The sequence below is a fragment of the Marinobacterium lacunae genome (assembly GCF_000705555.1).
In the GTDB taxonomy this organism is placed as follows: domain Bacteria; phylum Pseudomonadota; class Gammaproteobacteria; order Pseudomonadales; family Balneatricaceae; genus Marinobacterium_D; species Marinobacterium_D lacunae.
Map to the genome: position 1 here is coordinate 235009 of NZ_JMQN01000047.1, position 22360 is coordinate 257368.

General features: G+C 54.8%; 21 protein-coding genes. 6 read left to right on the forward strand and 15 right to left on the reverse strand.

Annotation, left to right across the window (positions count from 1 at the left end):
• Nucleotides 1–5: 5 nt before the first annotated feature.
• The 6 genes from ADIMK_RS16345 to ccoN form a co-directional block, all read right to left on the reverse strand.
• Entirely contained in the window at nucleotides 6–512 is a 507-nt protein-coding gene (locus ADIMK_RS16345) for a FixH family protein (RefSeq protein ID WP_036190378.1), read from the reverse strand.
• Between the two features lie 76 nt (nucleotides 513–588).
• Nucleotides 589–2010, reverse strand: coding sequence for a cytochrome c oxidase accessory protein CcoG (ccoG, locus tag ADIMK_RS16350; RefSeq protein ID WP_036190380.1), 1422 nt, complete (start codon nucleotides 2008–2010; stop codon nucleotides 589–591).
• A 268-nt stretch (nucleotides 2011–2278) separates the two neighbouring features.
• A complete protein-coding gene (ccoP, locus tag ADIMK_RS16355; RefSeq protein WP_036190386.1) occupies nucleotides 2279–3172 on the reverse strand; it encodes a cytochrome-c oxidase, cbb3-type subunit III in 894 nt (297 codons plus the stop codon).
• Nucleotides 3169–3363: a cbb3-type cytochrome oxidase subunit 3 gene (locus ADIMK_RS16360; protein ID WP_036190389.1), complete on the reverse strand. Its 195-nt coding sequence runs from the start codon at nucleotides 3361–3363 to the stop codon at nucleotides 3169–3171. Before ADIMK_RS16360 ends, ccoP begins: the two co-directional genes overlap by 4 nt.
• Nucleotides 3364–3370: 7 nt before the next feature.
• Nucleotides 3371–3991, reverse strand: coding sequence for a cytochrome-c oxidase, cbb3-type subunit II (gene ccoO, locus ADIMK_RS16365; RefSeq protein ID WP_036190392.1), 621 nt, complete (start codon nucleotides 3989–3991; stop codon nucleotides 3371–3373).
• Nucleotides 3992–4013: 22 nt separating this feature from the next.
• A complete protein-coding gene (ccoN, locus tag ADIMK_RS16370) occupies nucleotides 4014–5444 on the reverse strand; it encodes a cytochrome-c oxidase, cbb3-type subunit I (protein WP_036190394.1) in 1431 nt (476 codons plus the stop codon).
• 441 nt (nucleotides 5445–5885) lie between these two features.
• On the opposite strand from ccoN, the gene rlmM reads away from it, so the two are divergent.
• On the forward strand, nucleotides 5886–6962 hold the full coding sequence (gene rlmM / locus ADIMK_RS16375; protein ID WP_036190397.1) for a 23S rRNA (cytidine(2498)-2'-O)-methyltransferase RlmM: 1077 nt from the start codon (nucleotides 5886–5888) through the stop codon (nucleotides 6960–6962).
• A gap of 8 nt (nucleotides 6963–6970) precedes the next feature.
• Here the strand turns inward: rlmM and ADIMK_RS16380 are convergent, their stop codons facing one another.
• Complete coding sequence (locus ADIMK_RS16380; protein ID WP_036190399.1) at nucleotides 6971–7252, reverse strand: antibiotic biosynthesis monooxygenase family protein; 282 nt, start codon at nucleotides 7250–7252, stop codon at nucleotides 6971–6973.
• A gap of 134 nt (nucleotides 7253–7386) precedes the next feature.
• On the opposite strand from ADIMK_RS16380, the gene tusA reads away from it, so the two are divergent.
• The 3 genes from tusA (at nucleotide 7387) to trxC (ending at nucleotide 8734) form a co-directional block, all read left to right on the forward strand.
• The gene (gene tusA, locus ADIMK_RS16385) at nucleotides 7387–7629 is read left to right on the forward strand and encodes a sulfurtransferase TusA (protein WP_036190401.1); all 243 of its coding nucleotides are present in this window, start codon (nucleotides 7387–7389) and stop codon (nucleotides 7627–7629) included.
• Between the two features lie 2 nt (nucleotides 7630–7631).
• Nucleotides 7632–8222, forward strand: a complete 591-nt coding sequence (locus ADIMK_RS16390) for a ProQ/FINO family protein (RefSeq protein ID WP_081849827.1) — start codon at nucleotides 7632–7634, stop codon at nucleotides 8220–8222.
• Nucleotides 8223–8299: 77 nt separating this feature from the next.
• Nucleotides 8300–8734 carry a thioredoxin TrxC gene (trxC, locus tag ADIMK_RS16395; protein WP_036190403.1) on the forward strand — a complete coding sequence of 145 codons (435 nt, stop codon included), beginning with the start codon at nucleotides 8300–8302 and terminating at the stop codon, nucleotides 8732–8734.
• Nucleotides 8735–8742: 8 nt separating this feature from the next.
• Here the strand turns inward: trxC and ADIMK_RS16400 are convergent, their stop codons facing one another.
• The 7 genes from ADIMK_RS16400 to ADIMK_RS16430 form a co-directional block, all read right to left on the reverse strand.
• Complete coding sequence (locus ADIMK_RS16400) at nucleotides 8743–10689, reverse strand: bifunctional diguanylate cyclase/phosphodiesterase (protein WP_036190405.1); 1947 nt, start codon at nucleotides 10687–10689, stop codon at nucleotides 8743–8745.
• A 17-nt stretch (nucleotides 10690–10706) separates the two neighbouring features.
• Entirely contained in the window at nucleotides 10707–11417 is a 711-nt protein-coding gene (locus tag ADIMK_RS16405; RefSeq protein WP_231517068.1) for a transglutaminase-like cysteine peptidase, read from the reverse strand.
• A gap of 53 nt (nucleotides 11418–11470) precedes the next feature.
• Complete coding sequence (locus tag ADIMK_RS16410) at nucleotides 11471–12538, reverse strand: DUF3080 family protein (RefSeq protein ID WP_036190410.1); 1068 nt, start codon at nucleotides 12536–12538, stop codon at nucleotides 11471–11473.
• Entirely contained in the window at nucleotides 12483–13802 is a 1320-nt protein-coding gene (locus ADIMK_RS16415) for an MATE family efflux transporter (RefSeq protein WP_081849829.1), read from the reverse strand. Before ADIMK_RS16415 ends, ADIMK_RS16410 begins: the two co-directional genes overlap by 56 nt.
• Nucleotides 13803–13984: 182 nt before the next feature.
• Complete coding sequence (locus ADIMK_RS16420; RefSeq protein WP_051693031.1) at nucleotides 13985–15736, reverse strand: PHA/PHB synthase family protein; 1752 nt, start codon at nucleotides 15734–15736, stop codon at nucleotides 13985–13987.
• Nucleotides 15737–15859: 123 nt separating this feature from the next.
• On the reverse strand, nucleotides 15860–17368 hold the full coding sequence (locus ADIMK_RS16425; protein WP_036190412.1) for a methyl-accepting chemotaxis protein: 1509 nt from the start codon (nucleotides 17366–17368) through the stop codon (nucleotides 15860–15862).
• Nucleotides 17369–17405: 37 nt separating this feature from the next.
• A complete protein-coding gene (locus ADIMK_RS16430; protein ID WP_036190415.1) occupies nucleotides 17406–17933 on the reverse strand; it encodes a PAS domain-containing protein in 528 nt (175 codons plus the stop codon).
• A 124-nt stretch (nucleotides 17934–18057) separates the two neighbouring features.
• Here ADIMK_RS16430 and ADIMK_RS16435 point away from each other — a divergent pair, with 124 nt between their 5' ends.
• Complete coding sequence (locus ADIMK_RS16435; RefSeq protein WP_036190418.1) at nucleotides 18058–18309, forward strand: glutaredoxin family protein; 252 nt, start codon at nucleotides 18058–18060, stop codon at nucleotides 18307–18309.
• Between the two features lie 9 nt (nucleotides 18310–18318).
• Here ADIMK_RS16435 and ADIMK_RS16440 read toward each other — a convergent pair whose 3' ends face one another.
• Nucleotides 18319–20274, reverse strand: coding sequence for a transglycosylase SLT domain-containing protein (locus tag ADIMK_RS16440; protein ID WP_051693032.1), 1956 nt, complete (start codon nucleotides 20272–20274; stop codon nucleotides 18319–18321).
• Nucleotides 20275–20430: 156 nt separating this feature from the next.
• Between ADIMK_RS16440 and ADIMK_RS16445 the strand changes: the two genes are divergently transcribed.
• Nucleotides 20431–22335 carry an ATP-binding cassette domain-containing protein gene (locus ADIMK_RS16445; RefSeq protein WP_036190421.1) on the forward strand — a complete coding sequence of 635 codons (1905 nt, stop codon included), beginning with the start codon at nucleotides 20431–20433 and terminating at the stop codon, nucleotides 22333–22335.
• Nucleotides 22336–22360: the final 25 nt, after the last annotated feature.

A 22360-nucleotide genomic window follows, 5' to 3' on the forward strand; every position in this document is an offset into this window, starting at 1 on the left:
GGTTCTCAGGATGCGTTGCCCAATGCGAAGCTGCTTTGTTCGTAAGGCGGCTCGATTTCTAGCCTTAACTGCCACGCTTTATCGAGAGGTTCCAGAATTGCATAACGCTTGCCGACGAGATCGGCCTGCAGGCTGCTGCCATAGAGTCCTTGGCCGTCGACCGCCTTCATGGTTATGACTTGGTCATATTTCTCGTGCGTCGGGTGGATCAGGCTAAGATGAAGCGAGTCGGGCAGCTTCTCATTACTTTTGATCTGCAGCCGGACATCGCCGGTGACGCTATCTATGAGCAGACTGCCGTGGATTCCCAGACGCTGGGCTTCCTGTTCACGTGAGTGGTCGGTGTTAAAGCCTCGTGCGACTTTGTAGTAATCGTCCTTTACCACTCCATCGGCGGTTGTTATGGCCAGATAGATGAAGAAAGGTGCGTATATCATCACAGCGATGAGCGGTGCGAGTACAAACCAGAGCCAGGTTTGTTTGTACCAGGGAGATTGGCTTTGTTCACTCATGAAATACCTCTATGCACAGCGGCCGGGATTGACCCGGCCGCCATTCTAAACTAATTCAAATAGGACTTGGACTCTACTAACGTGTCGGAGTAGGGCCGATGAAGCGGTTGTCTTCGGTCACGGTGATAGAGGGGTTATCCAGTGCTTCGACTGTAAACTGGATGTCATAGTTCGGCAGCTCGATGTCGGCAGGGTCCATTTGAGCCCTCACCGGATAGTCGAGTAGCTCTCCAGCTGCGATTGAAACCACGTTGGCGGTTTCGAGAGTCAGACCGTCTGGACCGCTCAGTGTGATTCGGTACTCATGTCCTTGCTGCTCTTTGTTGGCGAGCTTGAGGGTGTACACGTTCTCGATCATTCCGTCCGGTGTGGTGGTATAGAGTTGTCCGCGGTCACGAATGATGTCCACTTCCAGCGGGACGCGGCTATACAGGGTGTAGGCGAACGCGACAAACATCGCAATTAGCGCGATGAAATATCCGATAAGGCGAGGGCGGAAAAGATGGGTCGTCTTTCCTTCCAACGAGTGCTCGGTGGTGTAGCGGACCAGGCCGCGTTCGTAACCCATCCGATCCATGATGTCGTCACAGGCGTCTACGCAGGCGCCGCAGGCAACGCACTCGTACTGCAGTCCATCTCGAATATCGATACCAACAGGGCAGACGTGGACGCAGTTGCCACAGTCGATGCAGTCACCGAGCCCTTGCGCTTTGTAGTCAGCGTCTTTTTTGCGGCTGCCTCTCTGTTCGCCCCTTTTTTCGTCATAGGAGATGACCAGTGTGTCCTGATCGAACATGACGCTCTGGAAACGGGCGTAAGGGCACATGTAGATACAGACCTGCTCTCGCAGCCAGCCCGCGTTGCCATAGGTGGCAACGGTGAAAAACGCCAGCCACCAAGTCTCCCAGGGGCCCAGATTAAAGGCTAGAACGTGGGGCACCAACTCCCGAATCGGTGAAAAGTAGCCGACAAACGCAATCGCACTTGCCGCTGCGATTAATAGCCATAACAGGTGTTTGGCGCTTTTTCTAAGCGCCTTCTCGCTGTTCATCGGGCTTTTGTCCAGCTTCATGCGTTTATTCCGGTCGCCTTCTGTAACCCTCTCAGCCCAGATGAAAAGCCAGGTCCACACAAACTGAGGGCAGGCATAGCCGCACCAGAGTCGCCCAGCGAAGACGGTAACGAAGAACAGGGTGAAAGCGAGAATGATCAGAAGCCAAGAGAGGAGCATGAAATCCTGAGGCCAGAATGTGAGTCCGAACACGTGGAACTGTCGGTTTGGCAGATCGAACAATACCGCTTGGCGTCCATCCCACTGAAGCCATGAAAAACCGTAGAACATAATCAGCATCATCGCGCCCGATATGATGCGAAGGTTCTTGAACAGCCCTTTGTAGTACTTGACGTAAATGTGCTCACGCTTGGCGTAAAGGTCGAAGTTTTCCTTCTCGCCTGAGCTTTTTTTGGGCGTTAAGTCTTTCACCGGTATCTGATTCATGCCGTACCACCACGAGTGAATAAATAAAGACCTGATAACTTTAGGTCTATTAGATGTTGCGCATATTACAGTGTAATTGGGGGGGGATGCCAGTAGGCCGATTTCGCTCTGATCATTGATCGGCAGCATGAGCGTTTGCTCGGGCATCTTTTGAGTGCGCACCCAAGAATGATATCCCTTCGGTGGCGGGATTGCATATGACAGAGGGCAACAAAAAAGGCGATGTGACTTTCGTCGCATCGCCTTTTTGAAGTGCTAAGACCTGGGCTTACTTCTGTGACAAGCTGTACACGTAAGCAGCAATCAGGTGGATCTTCTCGTCGGAGAGCAGATCTTTATGGGCTGGCATCACGCCTGCGCGACCGTTGCGGATGCTGTGTGCAACCTGCTCAAAACTGCCGCCGTACAACCAAGTGTTGTCGGTGAGGTTCGGAGCACCCAGAGCTTGAGTACCTTTGCCATCAGCACCGTGGCATGCAGCACACAGTGCCTGGAACTGGCTCTGGCCGCGTGCGACTGCGTCGCCGTCCAGGCTGTCAGCAGCGCCGCTCAAAGACAGAACGTAGCTTGTTACGTCGCGCACGCCATCTTCACCCAACACCTGGCCCCATGCCGGCATACCGCCGTTACGGCCGTTGGCGATGGTGGTGATCAGGGTCTGAGGTTCGCCGCCGTACAGCCAGTCGTTGTCGGTCAGGTTCGGGAAGCCATAGGCGCCGGTCCCTGCAGAGCCGTGACATACCGCACAGTTGTTGGAGAACATACGCTGACCCATTTTCAGGCCGTCTTCTTCTGACTGCAGCTGTTCAATGGACAGGGCCGCATACTTCTGGAAGACCGGACGGTACTGCTCTTCAGCGTGTGCCATCTCTTCTTCCCACTGGCCGTGGGAGCTCCAGCCCAACAGGCCCTGGAAGTTACCCAGGCCCGGGTAGAGGGCCAGGTAGCCCAGACCAAAGATGACGGTGCCCAGGAACATCTGGAACCACCATTTCGGCAGCGGGTTGTCGTACTCTTCTATACCGTCGAACTCGTGTCCCAGAGTCTCTTCGGTCGTCTCTTTATGTTTCTCGCTCTTGCGGGTTGCGAACAGCAACCAGGTGCAACCGAGAATTACGGCTAGGGTAATAACTGATACCCATGCGCTCCAGAAAGCACTCATTTGTCGTTTCTCCCGTTATTGGCGTCGCTGTCCTGCTTGGGCGGCTGCTCGCCCTCCTCGTCTGCGAAGGGGGCTTGTGCAGCCTCGTCATATTTCTTGCTGTTTTTGGGGCTCGCTACCCAAAGGAACAGGGCGACGAACGTGATCAGCATTATGACTGGCAGGTAGGGGCCATAAACTTCGTAACTCACTGAATAGTTACCGCTTGTTGGTGTAGACACTGTGTGTCTTGCCGAGTGCTTGCAGGTAAGCGACGAGTGCATCGATCTCGTACTTGCCGGCTACCTGCTCGCGTGCACCGGCGATATCTTCGTCGGTATACGGAACGCCCAGCTTGCGCAGTGCTCCCATTTTGGCCTCGGTGTCCTTGCCGGTCAGCTTGTTCTTGAACAGCCAGGGGTAGGAGGGCATTTTGGACTCAGGTACAACGTCACGCGGGTTGTTCAGGTGAGCGCGATGCCAGTCGTCGGAGTAGCGGCCGCCTACGCGAGCCAGGTCCGGGCCGGTACGCTTGGAGCCCCACAGGAACGGATGCTCCCAGACGTGCTCGTCGGCGGTTGAGTAGTGGCCGTAACGCTCGGTTTCAGCACGGAAAGGGCGAATCATCTGAGTGTGGCAGACGTGGCAGCCTTCCTTGATATAGATATCACGACCTTCCAGTTCCAGCGCGGTGTAGGTGCGCAGGCCTTCGATCGGCTGAGTTGTCGAGCTCTGGAAGAACAGGGGAACGATTTCCGCCAGGCCACCGCCGCTGATCACGATAATGATCAGCAGGATCATGAGGCCTATGTTCTTTTCAATCGTTTCGTGTTTGATCATTGCTATCTGCTCCTCGTCTCAATCAAGCAGTCTGGGCTGACGGCTCAGCTGCTTTAACAGAGCTGCCGGCACGGACTGTCTGCCAGACGTTGTATGCCATCAGCAGCATACCTGTCAGGAAGAAGGCACCGCCCAGCCAGCGGACGAAGTAACCCGGATGGCTGGCCTCAAGCGCCTCAACGAAGCTGTAGGTCAGGGTGCCGTCCTGGTTGACTGCACGCCACATCAGGCCCTGCAGGATACCGTTAACCCACATAGAGCAGATGTACAGAACGGTACCGATGGTAGCGAGCCAGAAGTGAGTGTTGATCAGCGCAGTAGAGTACATCTGAGCTTTGCCGAACAGACGTGGGATCATGTGGTAGATTGCACCGATCGAGATCATGGCAACCCAGCCCAGAGCACCAGCGTGTACGTGCCCTACGGTCCAGTCAGTGTTGTGAGACAGTGCGTTGACGGTCTTGATAGACATCATCGGGCCTTCGAAGGTGGACATGCCGTAGAAGGACAGAGATACCACCAGGAAGCGCAGGATCGGGTCAGTACGCAGTTTGTGCCATGCGCCCGACAGGGTCATCATGCCGTTGATCATGCCGCCCCAAGACGGTGCCAGCAGAACCAGTGACATCACCATGCCGACAGACTGGGTCCAGTCCGGAAGGGCAGAGTAGTGCAGGTGGTGACCGCCAGCCCACATATAGGTCGCGATGAGCGCCCAGAAGTGAACGATTGACAGGCGGTAAGAGTAGATCGGACGCTCAGCCTGCTTCGGCACGAAATAGTACATCATGCCCAGGAAGCCCGCAGTCAGGAAGAAACCTACCGCGTTATGGCCGTACCACCACTGAACCATGGCATCAACGGTGCCCGGGTACAGAGAGTACGACTTCCACAGGGTGACCGGCATCTCCATGCTGTTGACGATATGCAGCACGGCAACCGTGATGATAAACGCCATGTAGAACCAGTTGCCGACATAGATGTGCGAAGTCTTGCGCAGCTTCACGGTGCCCAGGAACACGACAGCATAGGCCACCCAAACCAGGGTGATCAGTATGTCGATCGGCCACTCCAGCTCGGCGTACTCTTTTGCAGAGGTGATACCGAGAGGCAGAGTGATCGCTGCGGACAGAATGACCAGCTGCCATCCCCAGAATGTGAACGAAGCCAGAGCATCTGAGAACAGACGAGTCTGACAAGTACGCTGCACGACGTAGTATGACGTCGCAAACAGGGCGCAACCACCGAACGCGAAGATTACCGCGTTGGTGTGTAACGGACGGATACGTCCGTAGCTTAACCAGGGAAGGTCAAAGTTCAGTGCAGGCCAGACTAACTGGGCCGCGATAAGGACGCCAACGCCCATACCGACAATACCCCAGATTACCGCCATGATGGCGAACTGGCGCACGACTTTATAATTGTAAGTCGGGTGTTCAGTTGCAGTGCTCATGTCAGGCTCTCATCAACAAGCTAGGAATAGTAAGAAGAGTTCCGCCGGCAATTATCTGGTAATACCCCATCTATTTCAACGCGATGTGGGTGTGCAGTGTGGCGCATTGTCGCACCGTAAAATGCTCGTTTTTTTAACCCGAAAATATTCTTGTTTCCGGGGTTTTTGTTGGATAAGGTGCTGATTTATAAAGAAAATAAGGTTTTCTGTAATCGGGCGTTATTATGTTTTTGACGGCCTTTTTAGACGAAAAGGCACCGTTATTTACTTGCTGATATAAAAACAAAGATTGTTTTGCTTGATATGGATCAAGCCGCTATTTAAGGCGCGAAGTAGGCCTTTCGTATTAGAACTGTTCGCTTCGAGTATTGAGCAATAGTGACGGGCTGCTATAGTGCGCCGTTTATTTCGTCCACGAACCACTGCTAGAGGCTATGCGCTATGCAAGAACCGAATACCCTGTTGCTTCTCTGTCGCGGTGGCTTCGAGGGAGAGTGTGCCTCCGAAATATCCGCGTATGCGGCGCAAGAGGGCTTTTATGGGTATCCGACGCTCGAGCGCAATTCTGGTTTCGTGGTTTTCCATGTTCAGCCCCCCGCCAATGCATGTGAACTGGTAGAAACACTGCGTTTCCGGCGTTTGGTGTATGCGCGCCAGTGGTTTGCATGTATGCCTCAATTAGAAGGACTTGATTCGAAGGACCGACTAACCCCAGTTTCGGAGCAGGCCGCGGCGTTGCCCGAATGTGCCGAGCTGGTCATAGAAACGGCTGATACCACTGAAGGGCGCGAATTACAGGGGTTCGGGCGCAAGTTTGCCTCAGCTTTGGCACCACGACTGCGTCAGGCAGGCGTTTTATTAAAGAGAGGGCAAAAGGCAGCCTGGCGAATGCATCTTTTTGTTATCAGTGGCACATCGATGTGGTTGGGTGTTGCCCCAGTTAGAAACAGTTCGCCAGAGCCGGGCGGCATTATTCGGCTTAAGTTTCCTGCATCGGCACCCAGTCGCTCTACATTAAAGCTTGAAGAAGCCTGGCATTGGTTTATTCCCAGGAAGTATTGGGACTCAGCATTGGCGCCGGGAATGCGAGCGGTGGATCTGGGGGCGGCTCCCGGTGGCTGGACATGGCAGCTTGTCCAGCGAGGCATGTTTGTGACAGCGATCGACAACGGGCCGATGAATACGGATTTGATGGAAACGGGGCAGGTTGAGCATCTTCGTGAGGATGCATTTATTTATCAGCCACCCAAGCCTGTGGATTGGATGGTATGCGACGTGGTGGAGAAACCGGCTCGCACTACCGCTATGGTCATTGAATGGGCCGTTAACGGCTGGGCGCGAGACATGATCTTCAATTTGAAGCTGCCGATGAAACAGCGTTTTGCCGAAACCCAGTCCTGTCTCGAGCGGATAGAACGTGCGCTTGGAGACGCTGGGCTCGAGTGGAAGCTGCAGGCTAAACACCTGTATCACGATCGCGAGGAGATCACTTGCTGGTTGAGTGTTGGTAGCCGGTAAGCTGGCCATCAGTGCTCGAATACCGTGATGCGCTCCTCTGTTTGTAGCAGCGGAAACAGCGTTTCCATCATCTCCCGGCGCTCGCTGCTGCCATACCATCGTTGCCAATCGCTGATGTTGCGGTAGGTTGCCATTGTGAGTCGGTGGTTGGGGTCGTCAATGTTGCGAAGTACCTCGCCGGAAATAAATCCTGGAGCGTGCATCGCCTTTTGAAGCAGCTCTCGAGACAGGCGGTCGTAATGAACCGCGAGGTCATCGGCGATCTGGCGTTCTATCATTACCCGGATCATCTTCTTGCCTCCTCTTGGTTTGCTGACAGTTAAAGGATAATTCAGTGTGGCGGCCCCGCAAGGCATGAGATTGGCGGTTTCTCTACCTTCGGTTATTTGCGACAATAACGAACTTCGATTCATAGGGTCCATTGATGGCTAAGATAGAAGTAACCCAGGTTCTGGATGCATGCGGCCTGTTTTGTCCGGAGCCGGTGATGATGCTCCATAACCGGGTGAGGGAGTTGGCCGAGGGAGAGGTTCTCTGTATTCGGGCAACGGATCCTTCGACCCAGCGGGATATACCCAAGTTTTGTCATTTTCTCGGCCACGATCTGCTTGAGCAGGGCGTTGAGGAGGAGGTGTTCGTGTATTACATCCGCAAAGGGGTATCTTGAGGGTGTCGGACATCGATAGGTTGCATGCGCAAACGCTGGCGCTGCTAAACGAGTGTGAACAACGTCTTGACGTTCTGGAGGCGAAGCGCTCCAGGGCATCTAATCAGATAGATGAGAGTGTTACAGTGAATCAGATCGAAAAAACGCCTGAAGCCAAGAACCGCAATCGGGCCAAGAATCGGGCCGCGAATCAGGCAGCACTGGTGCAGTTGTGTGAAACATACCCCGATGTATTCAGTCGGGATAATGTTCGTCCGCTAAAGGTGGGTATTCAGGAAGATCTGATCGCGGACGAAAAGCTCGCACGCAACCGTATCAAGCGCGCGTTAGCAAGCTATGTGCGAAGCCCGCAGTATCTGCGCAGTCTTCAGCCTGGTGCTGACCGTATTGGCCTCGACGGAACTGCTGCAGGGCAGGTGAGCGAGGAGGAAGCCTCTCATGCACGGGAAAAGCTAAAGGCGATCAAGGATCAGCGCCGTGAGCGGGAAAAGACCGAGCGCAAAGAAGAGCGCAAGCAGGCGGTCAAAGCCAAGGAGCAGCGGATCAACAAGAAGCTGGATATGTTGCTTCAGTTGAATAGTCGCAATCGCTAATCGTTCTTGAGTCTTGTCGATTTACCCCCATTTAGATCCTGAAGCGATATATTTTCAGACGATCTTGTGGGGGTTTTATGTCTACTGCCATTACGCTCAGCTGCCCGTCCTGCCTTGTTACGAATCGGGTACCGGCTGAACGCTTAAACGCTGCGCCCAAGTGTGGCCGCTGTGGTGAAGCTCTATTTCAGGGTTCGCCTGCATCGCTGGACTCATCGGGTTTTGCTCGTGTCGTTGCCAATACCGATATCCCCGTAATTGTCGATTTTTGGGCGCAATGGTGTGGCCCTTGCAAAATGATGGCGCCGGTATTTGAGCGAGCGGCACAAGAGCTCGAACCCGCCTGCCGGTTTGTAAAGATCGATACTGAAGCAGCACCAGATCTGGCTCAACGCTACCAGATCCGCAGTATACCCTCGTTGCTCATCTTCTCAGGTGGGCGAGAAATAGCGCGGCAAGCCGGGGCGATGGATTACAGCTCGCTTGTTCGTTGGGTGAAAAGCCACGTGTGACAGTCGGCTTAACTAAGGGGGATTGGCTTGCCGTGCAGATAGCCTTGTGTGCCGTCTATGTCGAGACTGATTAGCTGACTGAGCTGGCTCTCGCGCTCGACATGTTCGGCATATACGCTGATATGAATATTGTGCGCGACGCCGATCAAACTCCTGACGAAAAATCTGTCTTCATCATTCATATCGATTTCGCGGATAAGGGATCCGTCGATTTTCAGGTAGTCAGGCTTTAGCGAATAGAGGTAGCTGAACCCTTGCGGATGGATGCCGAAATTATCGACGCCAAAACCCGCGCCTAGCGCCTTGAGTTGTGTCCTCAGTGCTTGTGCGCGCTCGGTATGGTTCATAATTACCGTCTCGTTTATTTCGAAACTTATGCGCTCGGGATGCTCGAGCTGGCCGATCTGGGTCCCGATCCATGCTGGGAAGTCATCTGCCATCAGGCTCTCCTGCCCGAGGTTTATACCGAGCGATATACCCTGAGGTGAGCGCTGCAGGTGGGCTATCGCGCGTTGGATGACCGCCCTGTCCATCGCGGCAAGCAATCCCAGCTCACGCACGACCCCGATGAAGCGAACAGCTGGGCAGGGCTGGTTGTCTTCATCAAGGATGCGGGCAAAGATCTCGCCATGCACGGGGTGTGACTCGCTGTCGACCAGTGTCTGGTACTGCAAGAATATCTGGCTGTTACTAATGGCGGCGGCTATATGCTGGTGCCAAGTTTGAGAGTGGCTCGGTAATCCGTCGGTGCCGGAGTGCTCGGAAATCTCCAGTCCTTCAATGTCGGCATGATTGAGTGCAAGGCGTGCGTGTGAGAGCAGCTGGGCAGAGCCACCTTGCTCCGTGCTATGGCTTATACCGCAGGTCATGACCGCGCAGGGTTCGCAGGCAGAGGGCGTCATGTTGGCCATATGCGTGTTGACTCTGCTTGTGAAAGAGTCGATCAGGGGTTTGATTCGGTCGAGATTCGAACGCTCTGTGAGTAGCAGAAATTCCGAGCCACTAATCCGCCCGATCAAGCGTTTTCCGAGCTGTTGGCCAAGCTTGTCCAGTTCGGTGGCGATAAATTTTATCAGATGGTTGGTATTGTCCTCGCCGTAGCGGCGGTTGAGTTCCGCCAGAGACCGGATGCGGAACATCAGTAGCGTGGCTGGGCCGAAGTCACGATCATAGTCGATACGCTCTTGTAGCTGCGCAAGACTGGCGCGTTGATTGGCAAGGCCGGTGAGTGAGTCCTGATAGGCCATTCCCCTGAGTTCTTCGATATTGCGACTTTGCTCGTCAAACATGGTCTTAACCTGCCGGACCATGGCGTTCATTGCTTCCACCACACGTCGCAGTTCGCGCGTCTTGGGCAGTGTCGGTTGTTCTATGTAGGTTTTCTGCGCCAGCATCACCGCCTGATGTTCGACTTTTTTCAGCGGGCTGAGCAGATATCGCAGCAGGAGGCTAATCAATGCTGCTGCCGTCAGTGACAAAATGACGAAGAGTGTCAGCGCTTTTTGTGCGGCTTCCCAGAAACGTTCATAGGCGTAGCCTGCGCGGCTTTGAACGTGAATTGTCCCGACGTGGCGCCATTGATAGGTGATTTTTCGGGCCATCGAAGGTGGTTCGATATGGATCAGTTCGACAAACCAGGAGGGTACACGCTCGGGGATATCCGTCTCGGTTTTTTTGAGAAATAGGGGCTGATTGTCGGCATTCTCCACTTCTATGCGCTGATAGAAGCCGCTATCAAATATGGCATTGACGGCGGTTTCGATCGCAGCGTTATCCTGGCTTGCCATAAAAGGGGCGATGTAAAGTCCGAGGTGGGTAGCACTGTCCTGGGCATGGCTTCTAAGCTGGCTAAGCAGCATCGACTTGCCGCTGTCCGACATGATAAACAGCGTGCCGGAAGCCAGTCCGATCAATACAGCGAGGACCGCGGCGATCAATTGGTTAACCAGGGACATAGATTCCTTCCAGACCGTTAGTTGAGGTTGACGTCGTTGGCATTGACGCGCGACTGGAGTTTAACCCAGGGCTTTAACTGATCGGACGTGCCGACCAGTTGAGAGCGCTTGCCTTTCTTGCTTAGCCAAAGATTGTCACCGTTGAAAGTATACACATGCAGGAGATCAGGTCTTTGGTCTGCGCTTTTGATTTCACCGATAAGATTGTCCAGTACCAGCGGCATGGCCTCGGGTGAGGGGTAGTAGGTTAAAACCATATGGGCCTGATTCAAGCGGAGCGCTTTTACATAGGTCAGGCTCATTTTATCGACGCTGACTCCCAATTCCTTGAGCGTATAGTACTTCGCTATAGCGAAATCTTCGCAGTCGCCGCCATTTGAGATTAGAAATTCCACAGGCGTGGCCCAATAGTCTTCCTGCTTCCAGTGCACAATATCGTCGAGAAAGCGTACCTGGTTGAAGAAGGCGTTGACCTCTTTGAGCTTGGTTTGCTCCGGGGCGTCTGTGAGTCGATTCATCAGGCTCTGCCATGCCGTAAGTCGCTGTGCGGCCTCTGTGCCATAGATTTCGCGAAAACGATTTATATCGGCTTGCGACAAGCGCACACCCTCGCTTGCCAAGCTGGTCAAGGCTATCGCGGCTGCCAACGTGACGAGGAAGGCGAGTGCGGCCAAGTACCGTTGGGCAGGCCATCTTTTCAACGATTTTCGGCTATCGTCGGTTGTCACCTTGAGTATCCGTAAGTAGGCGGTGATGCTACATGCCTTGCTGGTTTTGGGTTTCAACTGCCGGGCATCATGCCACATTGTCGAAGCAAGCGCTGCCAGGCGCGGGTGTGTCGGTCGCGGGCGTCGATATAACGTTGCCAGATGCCCTCAGGTGCGGTGAGGTCGAGTTGAACATGAAAGTAATTGGACGCAGCCTCCGGGACCGGCAATTGACTCATTATCCTGTGATGGTAGCTCAACCACTCTCGTCCTTGCCGGTCAACCAGAGATAGGTAGGGTTGGAGTTCTCCCGCATAAAATCTTTGGAATACGTTTCGAATGATGTTGGCCTGATTATTGGGCTTGTTATTGAAGCATATCGGGCGCCGCGACAAGCGCTGTTCGATCGCATCCGCGGTTCGCTCAAGCGTATGGGTAAGAAGTGTGATGCTTGTAAGCCACTGGGCGCCGAAGTTCGAACGGTATAAAGACTCGAAATCCTCTTCGAGAGCGGTGCCGAATTCGGGTGTATTCCAGCTGCTTTTATTAACCAGATCGGCAAGTAGCACGAAGTGATCCAGGGCTGGCTTGATTGATGACAGCTCTAGTACGCCCTGTAGCGGTAGCGGCGGCTGGTTGAGCGCAAACTGCTGCTCCATCTCGTCGGATGTATAAAACGTATTCCAGAGCAGAGCGCCGAACGATTGTTCCTTCTGGGTAATTATTTGAGTCAGCCGTAATTTGAGGCGGTCTGGAACGTCGAGTTTTTGGTCAATAATGCGTGCATGGCAGGCACGAAGGGCCGGCAGTATTTTTAGCTCATAAATCAGTCGCTGTGAGTAACCCGCCAGCTTGCCGAGCGATGTGTTGCGCTCGGCGATCACATGGAGGAGGTCGCAGTGTCGAAAGTCGAGCACATCGATCAAACCTTCATTAATTGGCTCGATCTCTAGCAGACGTAGCCGTCTGGGGGGAAGCGCTGGGCGCTGCGCGAGTGCCTGTTGATAGTCCGTTTGGATGGTTTGTTCGATAGCGTTACCCACCCGCTCTGTGTATCGCTCCAACATGGAGCGGGCATCTGGCTCGCTACACGCTGTGGTCAGCAGTGCCAGCAAGAGGGGAATGAGCAGGCGAGAGTGCATGACTTATCCTGTATAGACGTATCGATAACAGTACGGCACCAATTGTCAGACCGGCCAACAGTCCCCACCAGTAGCCAAACACGCCAAGCGCCAAGGGTTCGGCCATGACATACCCGGCGGGTAAACCTACCAGCCAGTAGGCAACAAAAACCACCGCTAGGGTGGCGCTGGTATCTTTATAGCCTCTGAGGGCGCCGCCGGCGGATACTTGTATGGAATCGGCGATCTGGAAGAGTGCGGCGATCCACATCAGTTGGACGGTCATGTCGATGATGGCATCAATGTCAGTATAGGCTGAAGCAATTTCACGACTGGCGATCAGCAGAATCGATGAGTTTATAAACGCGATCACAATCGTTAGTGCTATGCCACAGCCGGCGCTGAATCGGGCCTGGTCGAACTGTGCGCGGCCCAGTAGTTGGCCAGTTCGTATGGTGAGCGCCATCGCCACGCTCAGGGGGATCATGAACATGAGCCCGGTAACACTGAACGTAATTTGATGTGCGCTGATAACTGTGTCGCCGTAACCTGCAAGAAACAGTGCAATGACGCTGAACATGCTGGCCTCGATGAGCAGGGCAATACCAATTGGCAGGCCTAGCCGTAAAAATTGACCAAGAGCATCGAGGTGGGGCAGAGACCATCTAAATGCCAAGCGGGCTTCGCGGAATGTAGGGTCCTTTATCAGGTGCACGATGCCAAGGCTCAGCATGCCCCACATGACAGCGCTTGTGGCGTAGCCGCATCCGACGCCGCCAAGTGCGGGTAGTCCGGCTTTTCCGAAGATCAGCATGTAATTGAGAGGAATATTAGCCAGCATGCCGATGATCGCGATGCGCATGATCGGGCGGGTGCGGCCAAACCCTTCACTGAAGCTTCTAAGTGCCTGATACAACAGCATTGGCGGGAAGCCCCAGGATATCGCGCTAAGGTAGTTTGCGGTTTTGCTGGCCAAAAGTGGATCCACTCGAAACAGGGCGAGCAGAGGGTCTGTGTTGTTCAGCAGTATTACGGCAAGTACCGATAGCAACAGCGCCAGTCCCAGTGCCTGGCTGAGAATCGATGCGGACTCGGACTCCCTTCCGGCCCCTACGCGATGTGCGACCAGCGGTGTGGTTGCGATGAGTACGCCGCACAGTGTCAGCATAAGCGGAAGCCAGATGCTGCTACCCAGTGCGATCGCGGCCAGCTCCGCGGGCCCTGCATGAGAGGCCATTAAGGTGTCTACAAATCCCATGGCATGCTGAGCCATTTGGGCGATCATGATCGGCCAGCAGAGGGTGATTAAGTGTCGGCTTTCCTTGAGGGACGATCGAATCAGAGACACAGCGTGGTTCGCTTAACAGGCCGAAGTGGCGGGAGGCAAAGGATAAGGTGGAGCTGGCGTCCTGACAATACGAAAAACGGGGCGCGAGGCCCCGTTTGCAACGACTGCTGTGGTGGGTATCAGTCGATACGCACGCTGACGTAGGAGCCCGGAGCCGGTTCGATCACTTTGTATGTGTCGTTACCGTACTCTTTCGGTGCATCGACCTTTTTGCCGGCGCGTCGACGGACCCATTCCGCCCAGTTTGGCCACCAGGAGCCTTCCTGGCGCTCAGCGGTTTCCAGCCAATGATCGGCGCCTTTGCCTTGCTCGCCCTTGACCCAATAGTTGCGGCGGTTTTTGGATGCTGGGTTGATGACGCCCGCAACGTGGCCGCTGGCGCCGAGAACGAACTCGATTGTGCTGCCAAACGTTTCCGTCGCATTGAAGGTGCCTTTCCAGGGCGCGATGTGATCTTCAATTGTAGACAGGAAATAGCAGGGGATCTTGATCTTGCCGAGGTCTATCGGCTCACCGCAGATCTCCAGTCCATTGGGCTCTACGAGTTTGTTCTCGAGATACATCTTGTTGATGTAGAAGGTGTACATGGCCGCCGGCAGGTTGGTGGAATCACTGTTCCAATACAGGATGTCGAACGGCGGAGGTGTTTGTCCCTTGAGGTAATTGTTGACGACATACGACCAGATCAAGTCGTTTGAACGCAGCATGTTGAATGAGGTTGCGAGCTCCCGTCCGTTCAAAATGCCTTGAGAGTTTACCTTGCTTTCAAGCTGCTTCACCTGATAGTCATCGATGAAGACGCACAGGTCTCCCGGGTTCGAGAAGTCGGTCAATGTTGTCAGGAAAGTGGCCGAGCCGACGCTGGTGTCCTTGCGGTTAGCCATGACGGCCAGTGCTGTAGTCAGCAGCGTGCCGCCTACGCACCATGCAACGGCGTTAAGCTTCTCGGAGCCGCTGATCTCGCAGGTGACCTGAATCGCTTTCAATACGCCATCGCTAACGTAGTCGTCCCAGCTCAGGTCGCGTTGCTCGACGGTCGGGTTCACCCAAGATACAAGGTATACGTCCTGACCCTGCTCAACACAGTATTTTACAAATGAGTTGTGCGGCTGAAGATCGAGAATGTAGAACTTGTTGATGCTTGGCGGAACGATCAGGGTCGGGCGCTCATAAACCTGTTCGCCCTCCGGCTTGTAGTGAATCAGCTGGAAGAGTTCGTTCTGAAAGACGACAGCACCTTCCGTCGTAGCGAGATTGGTGCCCAGTTCGAAGGCGCTCTCGTCGGTCATCGAGATGCGGCCTTTTTCGATGTCGCCGAGCAGGTTCTTGAGGCCGTCGACTAAGCTCTGGCCTTTGGTTTCCATAGCCTGCTGAAGCACTTCCGGGTTGGTTAGTGCAAAGTTGGTTGGCGACAGAGCATCGACATACTGCTTGGTATAGAACTCCAGTTTGGCCTGTTCGGAAGGTGCCAGTTTGGCATTGGCGGCCATGTCGACCAACATGCGGGAGGTCAGCAGGTAAGACTGTTTAATGTAGTCATAGATGGGGTTGTTGGACCACTCGTCGCTCTGGAAACGGCGGTCGCCCCGTTCTGGCTGGACGACTGGCGTTTCGCCGCTGGTGCCGCTCATCAGGTTGCGCCACAGGTTGAATTGCGCTTGTTGGTAGTCGGCAATAGCGCGGATCCAGACTGTGGGGTCCTCTAGCGAGCGGGTGGCGAGCTCTGTCCAGGATTGGGTGAACTGGCGAAAAATATCGTCGCCGCCGCTGGCCGAGAACATCTCCAGCACCTTGTTGGTTTCGCGCGCAACGTAGTTGATGAATTCCTGAGGATCAGTCGAATAGTTTCCGCTCGCTGTTGCTTTATCCATAGACTGCCGACTCCGTATATATGTATGGGCGACCGGTACTACTGGATGCAGAATAATATGTTTCCGGCCGATTTTTGAGCATAGACCCAGCCGGAGAAGAGGACAACCCCCCTAAAGGTCGCGTTAGCGTGCCCCTTCCGACCGGTGACGTTCATCGATCATCTCATCAATGTGTTGCAGTATCTTGTAGCTCTCCTCTTCGGCACGCGTCATTAGGCTTACGATCTCTCGGCGTAGTTTGGCATCGTTGCGCCAGTTCTGTGCGCGTAAAGCGGCTGCGCTCTGAACGGATCGATGGACCTGCTCGTGCGGCTTTTCAAGCAGTTTATAGCTGTGCGTGGTCGAGAATTTCTCGGCACCTTCACCGGTGTAATACCACTGTCCGAGGCGGCATGCCCTGTGATCCCGGGATACGGCCTGCTCCTCGTCTGTCCAGGTCTGACTGTCATCGAACATGAGATAGCCATACTGCTTGTAAATGACGTGGTCAGCTTTGGTGAGTGAGCCAAAAGAGCGGTCCTTGGCGTGGCTTAAGTAGAGTTTCGTCTCTTCGGCGGCACTCGCGATCGAGTCGAACTGCACTCTGAAGTTTTCAACCATGGAGCTGACTTCAGCGGCCTCCTGATTGGAGTCGGTCGCGCGCTCAACCATCTCATCAACACGCTGGTTGAAGGTGCCGATTGTGTGGGTGACCTCTACGGCGGCATCTTTAGTCCGCTTTGACAGCGCTTTTACTTCGTCAGCTACGACGGCGAAGCCGCGTCCCTGCTCACCGGCACGAGCGGCTTCTATTGCGGCATTGAGCGCCAGCAAGTTGGTTTGATCGGCAATGTCGGTAATGATCGACAGGGACTGCGCCACCTTTTTGCTGTCGCTGCCAAGCTTGTCGACCACCTCGACGACCGACTCGATCGTCTCATGTATCCGCTTGAGTGCCTCGACCATGCGTACAACCGCCGTCTGGCTATCACGTGCTTCCTGTCGGGTACGGTCTGCGATGGATTCGGCGCGGCCGAGTTCGTCGCTAATGCGCACAAGGTCGGCCTGATTTTGTTTAAGGTTACCAATAAGATGTTTAGTGTTGAGGCTGTGCAGGTCTGAATTGAGCTCGTTGCCAGCGACGAACTCCGCCCCCTTGCGCATCAGTTCAAGTGAGTTGTTGATACGAATAAGCGATTCGCGCAGCTGCCCGGGTAACCCCTTATAGAGTGCGTGACGGTCGTAGCGGCCATCGGACACGTAACGGAAGCAGGTGTCGACTTCCTTGAAGTACGTTTCTATCTTGTCCAGAAAGTCGTTCAATTCCCACGCAACCCGACCCACTTCACCCAGCTTTTCGGTATGGCTGATGCGGCTGTCGAACCCGCCTTTATTGGCGTTCTTGAGTGCATTGTTGATGCTATCGAGGGTGTTGAGCGGGCGTGAAGCCGAGCGGTAAAGGCTCAGCGACAGGGCTGCTGTGAGCGCGGCGGGCACCAGCATCCAGGCGGCGCCCGACCAATTTTCTCCGAAGGCTGTCATGGTGGCCGGAATAAGCGCGATGATAGGCAGCAGCAGGGTGGTGAGGCGTAGCCGGTTGCGTAGGAAAAGGCTGCCTGTACTGCGCCCGGGTTTGCTCGGTGTATTGTGCAAGGTACTACTCCTTCAACGGACTGTCGGATCCCTGTGTTCAGGCGTTATCCAGCGACCAGATCAACTCTTCGTAGCTGCACTGTTTGGATTCGCACAGCGCCTGCAGATGCGCAATTGATCGCGTGGGTCCCTCTTTGGGGCCGGCGGCACGCTCTATATCGAGCATCTCTTTATACAGTGGTGTGATCGCCTGAATGGCCGTGTTGGTGGGCTTGCGTCGAACGGAGTAATAGCCAACAACTTTGCCTTCGGCGTTGAGGTCAGGCGTCACATTCGCCATTACCCAGTAATAGCTACCGTCCTTACAGAGGTTTTTGACATAGGCGAAGAACTCTTTGCCTTCGCCGAGAGTATCCCACAGCAGTTTGAAGGCCCTGCGGGGCATATCTGGGTGGCGTATAATGTTGTGCTGAATCCCGAGAAGCTCCGGCTCCGAGTATCCCGAAATTTTCATGAAGGTGCGGTTCACATAGGTGATAATGCCGCGCTTGTCGGTCTTGCTTACGATGAACTCATCGTCGCTCAAGCGGACTTCGTTATTATTTGGCGCCACGCTGTTTTTCATTACTACCTCTTGGTGGTCCCTCGGGTGTCCGACGTTTAGGGGCGGTAAGTATAAGGGATATAGCGATATTTCGGTATGATGGTTGATTCAAGGGTATTTAGTACGAAAAACAACGGGAAGGGCGATGCTGTATCTTGAGCTGATGACAACGGACGGGTGCCATTTGTGTGAGCACGCGATAGACATCCTTCAAGCGGTGCTTCAACCGGGGGATGCGGAGGTTGATCTGGTTGATATCGCCTATGAAGACGATTTGATGGAACGCTATGCGACACGGATCCCTGTTCTCAGAGCGCCTGCGTCGGGTTTGGAGCTCGGCTGGCCTTTCGATGCCGAGCAGCTGCGCGGCTACCTGGTGGCAGCGCGCGCAGCCTGAGGTGAGGTGTCAGAGTTTGTCTGACTTTCCTTGCGGTTGGTTATAGGCCAATAGCTTGCGTTCGCTATCGCTGAGCAGGCGGGCCGGGCGGTCTGCAAGGCGATCGTATATCACTGCAAATGCCAGCACATTCTGAACGTAGTTGCGCGTCTCATCGAACGGAATGGTTTCAATCCAGATATCAAGCGGAAGATTTCCCCTCTCTTTCATCCAGGCTTTTACGCGATGGGGGCCGGCGTTGTAGGCCGCTGTTGCGTAAACGCGATTGTTGTTGAACTCTCGATACATCTCGCCCAGATAGGCGCTGCCTAGATTGATATTGGTGCGCGGCTGGTACAGCTCGTCCAGATTGGCCAGCGGCAGTGAATGCTTTTTGGCGGTGTGGCGAGCGGTCGTCGGCATCAACTGCATGAGGCCGCGCGCACCGACCCGGGATCTGGCCGTCTCCCAAAAGGCGCTTTCCTGTCGTGCAATCGCCGTTGCCCAGGTGCTTGTAATGCCCGCTCGCTCGGAAGCGTCAACGAACAGTTCGGGGTAGGGGTCGGGGAAGCGAATGTCGAGATCGTTCCATTGCTCACTCTGTATAGCGCCACGGATCGCCTGCGTATGCCAACCCCAGCGTTTGACCAGATGAGCGGCCATATGCTGATCATCCGGTGACAGATCGCGGGTGGCGTTGTTCCATTCAGAGCGCGCGTCGTACAGTTCGCCGAGTTCGTATAGTTCACGCATGCGCTGGAAGGGAGGTGTCGCCTCCAGCTCTTTGAGTTTGTGCGCGTCCATCGCAATGGGCTCATGATCGAGCGAGAAAGGCGAGTGGCTTAACTCGGCTGCGAGAAAACCGTAAAACGTACGATCGCCGCTTAACGTTTTCAGTTGCGTTGTAACGTCAGTGCCCTGTTTCATCTTTGCCATGCTGAGCCAGTACTGCCAGCGCTCATGCATCTGCTTGTTGGCGGGCAGCTTTCCGATCAAGCGTTCGACTTCGACCCAGTCCAGCCTTTTCAACGCCAGACGGGCTCGCCATTCGGTCAGCTCTTCCAGGCGGAACTCCGGATCGATGCGGGCAAGTGCGGACTCTGAGTCGGGATCGTAGTGTTTGGCTTTCAGCGTACCCATGCGCACGGATAGCTCGGATTGCTCTTCAGCCGGTATGGAAAGTCGCGCACGATCCCGAACCCACAGATCAATGGCTGCGTCCAGGTCGCTTCGGCGCAGGCGATTGACTGCCAACATCAGCAAACGACGATGGTCCGGTGTTTTGGGCGTTACAAGCGCCGCGTTTGTCAGCAATGATTTGGGATTAAGGAAAAGCTCGATCGCCTTGTCGAGCTGAGCTTTGGTTGAGGCTTGTGATGCCTGCTTGGCGGCATAGCGGGCAAGCGAAATGTTGCCCTCCTCAAGTGCAGCCAGCGCGCGATCATGAGCATGCCTGTCCTTCAATCCACCGGACTTCATCCAGCTGTCGAAAAGCGGGTCGCAGGCATCGGGCTGCGAATGACCCTCGACCCACAGTCGCGCCGCGAGTGTATATGCGGCTTCTTTGTGTCCCGTCGCCAGCTCGGAGCGTCCCCAATAGCACTGTTGCTCAGCGCTGGGTCGGTCGAGGGACGGGTAGAGTTCACGAAAGGCCTGCCACTCATTGCGCTTGCCCAGCGAGGTGGTCAGTGCCCAGCGCAGCCTGCCTTCCAGTGGTGTGTCGGAATAGCGTCGGCTGAAGTCGAGAGCGTCGGCCGGTCGCAGAGTGTTAAGTCTGGATCTTAGCTCGGCGTAAATGATGTAAGGCTTGAGCGGATATTGCTTAAGCTGCTTGAGCCCTTTCTGTACTGACGCTGAGTCGCCCTTTTCGGCGGCGACGAGCGTTTTCTTGTACAACTCCTGTTGAGGAGAAAGTGAAGCGAAAGCGGTGGGGCTTGTGATCAATACTGAGGTGGCTATCAGGTGTAACAGTGTTGGGCGCTGCATCGGTGTCTCCATCCCTCGGTTAGACTGTGGCGCGAGCGGATAGTGTCAGTCTACCTGTATCGGCAGGGAAATTTATATGCTTGAGTGTTTTTCATTTCGTGCCCCTGTTTCAGGTAAACTAGCGGCTTTAAAACTGAACAGAGTGCATAGCCTTAGATGTCACTGATCAAATTCGATGAGCTTTGCGTAAGCTTTGGCACGCGCGCATTGCTTGATCACGTCAATCTTCAGCTTGAAGCAGGCGAGCGCGTCGCGCTGGTAGGACTCAATGGTGCTGGTAAATCCACCCTGCTGAAAGTGGTGGCCGGACATCAACACCCTGATTCCGGGGTGTTCTGGAAAGATCCAGCCATTCGCATCGCAGAGCTGTCGCAGATGCTGCCAGCGGCCGATGAACGCCGAGTGCGTGATGTTGTCATGGCCGGTCTTGCCGAGGTTGTAGAGCTGCGGGCGCGTTATGAAGCGCTGGTGCAGCAGCATGATCCCTCCTCAATGGATCAGCTCGAGCGTCTTCAGCATGAGCTTGAGGCGCGCGATGGATGGCATCTCGAACAGCGCGTAGAGACGGTGCTTGCGCGTTTGTCATTGCCCGGGGAAAAGTGCATGGCCGAGCTGTCCGGTGGCTGGCGCAGACGTGCAGCGCTGGGCGCAGCGTTGGTTCAGAATCCCGATCTTCTGCTGCTGGATGAGCCGACTAACCACCTCGATATCGAAACAATCGAGTGGTTGGAGGAGCAGATTCTTGCATTTCGCGGAGGGGTACTGTTTATCTCCCATGACCGTGCGTTGGTCGACCGTCTCGCCACGCGTATTATCGAGCTTGACCGTGGCACCTTGACCTCGTTTCCGGGCAACTACAGCCGCTACCTTGAGCAGAAAGAAGCGTTGCTTCAGGAAGAGGCTCGCCATAATGCGGAGTTCGACAAGAAGCTGGCTCAGGAAGAGCGCTGGATCCGTCAGGGCATTAAGGCTCGTCGCACGCGTAATGAAGGGCGAGTGCGTGCCTTGAAGAAAATGCGTGAGGAACGATCAGACCGGCGTGAGCGTCAGGGCGCGGCGCGCTTCAATCTGGAGGATGCGGTTAAGTCCGGCAAGTTGGTGGTCGAACTCGAAAATGTCTCTCAAAGTTATGAAGGTATTGCGATTATCCGTGATCTGACACTCGCGATTCAGCGTGGCGACAGGGTCGGTTTGATCGGGCCAAATGGTGCAGGCAAGAGTACCTTGCTCAAAATACTGCTTGGCGAATTGCAGCCAGAGAGCGGTACTGTTCGAATGGGCACCAAGCTTGAGGTGGCATATTTCGATCAGCTACGCGGACAGCTGGATCCTGAGCGCAGTATTATCGATAACGTCTCCGGCGGTCGTGAAAGCATCGAAATAAACGGTCAGAACCGCCATATCATCAGTTATCTTCAGGACTTTTTGTTCAGTCCTGAACGCGCGCGCACACCGGTGAAGGCGCTCTCGGGCGGTGAATGTAATCGTGTTCTTCTGGCGCGTCTATTCAGTCAGCCGGCTAACCTGCTGGTGCTTGATGAGCCGACGAACGATCTGGATATCGAGACACTCGAGTTGCTCGAGGAGATTCTGCTGAGCTACCAGGGTACGCTGCTGCTGGTTAGTCACGATCGTCGCTTTCTGGATAATGTCGTCACCAGCACGCTCGCGTTCGAGGGTGATGGGCGTGTTGTCGAATATGTTGGTGGCTATCAGGACTGGTTGCGTCAGCGGCCCAAGGCCACTTCGTCTAAGTCGAACCCCGCTAAAAGTGAAGCCGATGCAGGGCAAGCGCCGGCTGCGGCGTCTCAGTCCAAGACCAATAACGTGCGAAAGCTAAGCTACAAGCTTCAGCGTGAGCTGGATGCACTGCCTGCGATGATGGAGGAGGCTGAAAGCCTTTTGGCTAGGCTGCAGGAGGAAACATCGGCACCTGATTTTTACAGTCAGGATCACGCGCATGTCTCGGCAAGGTTAGCCGCTTTGCATGATCAGGAACAGAAGCTCGAGACTCTGATGGAGCGCTGGGTCGAACTTGAGGAGATGCAGGCGGGGAGTTGACCCCGCCTGTGTTGGCGCGGCGCTT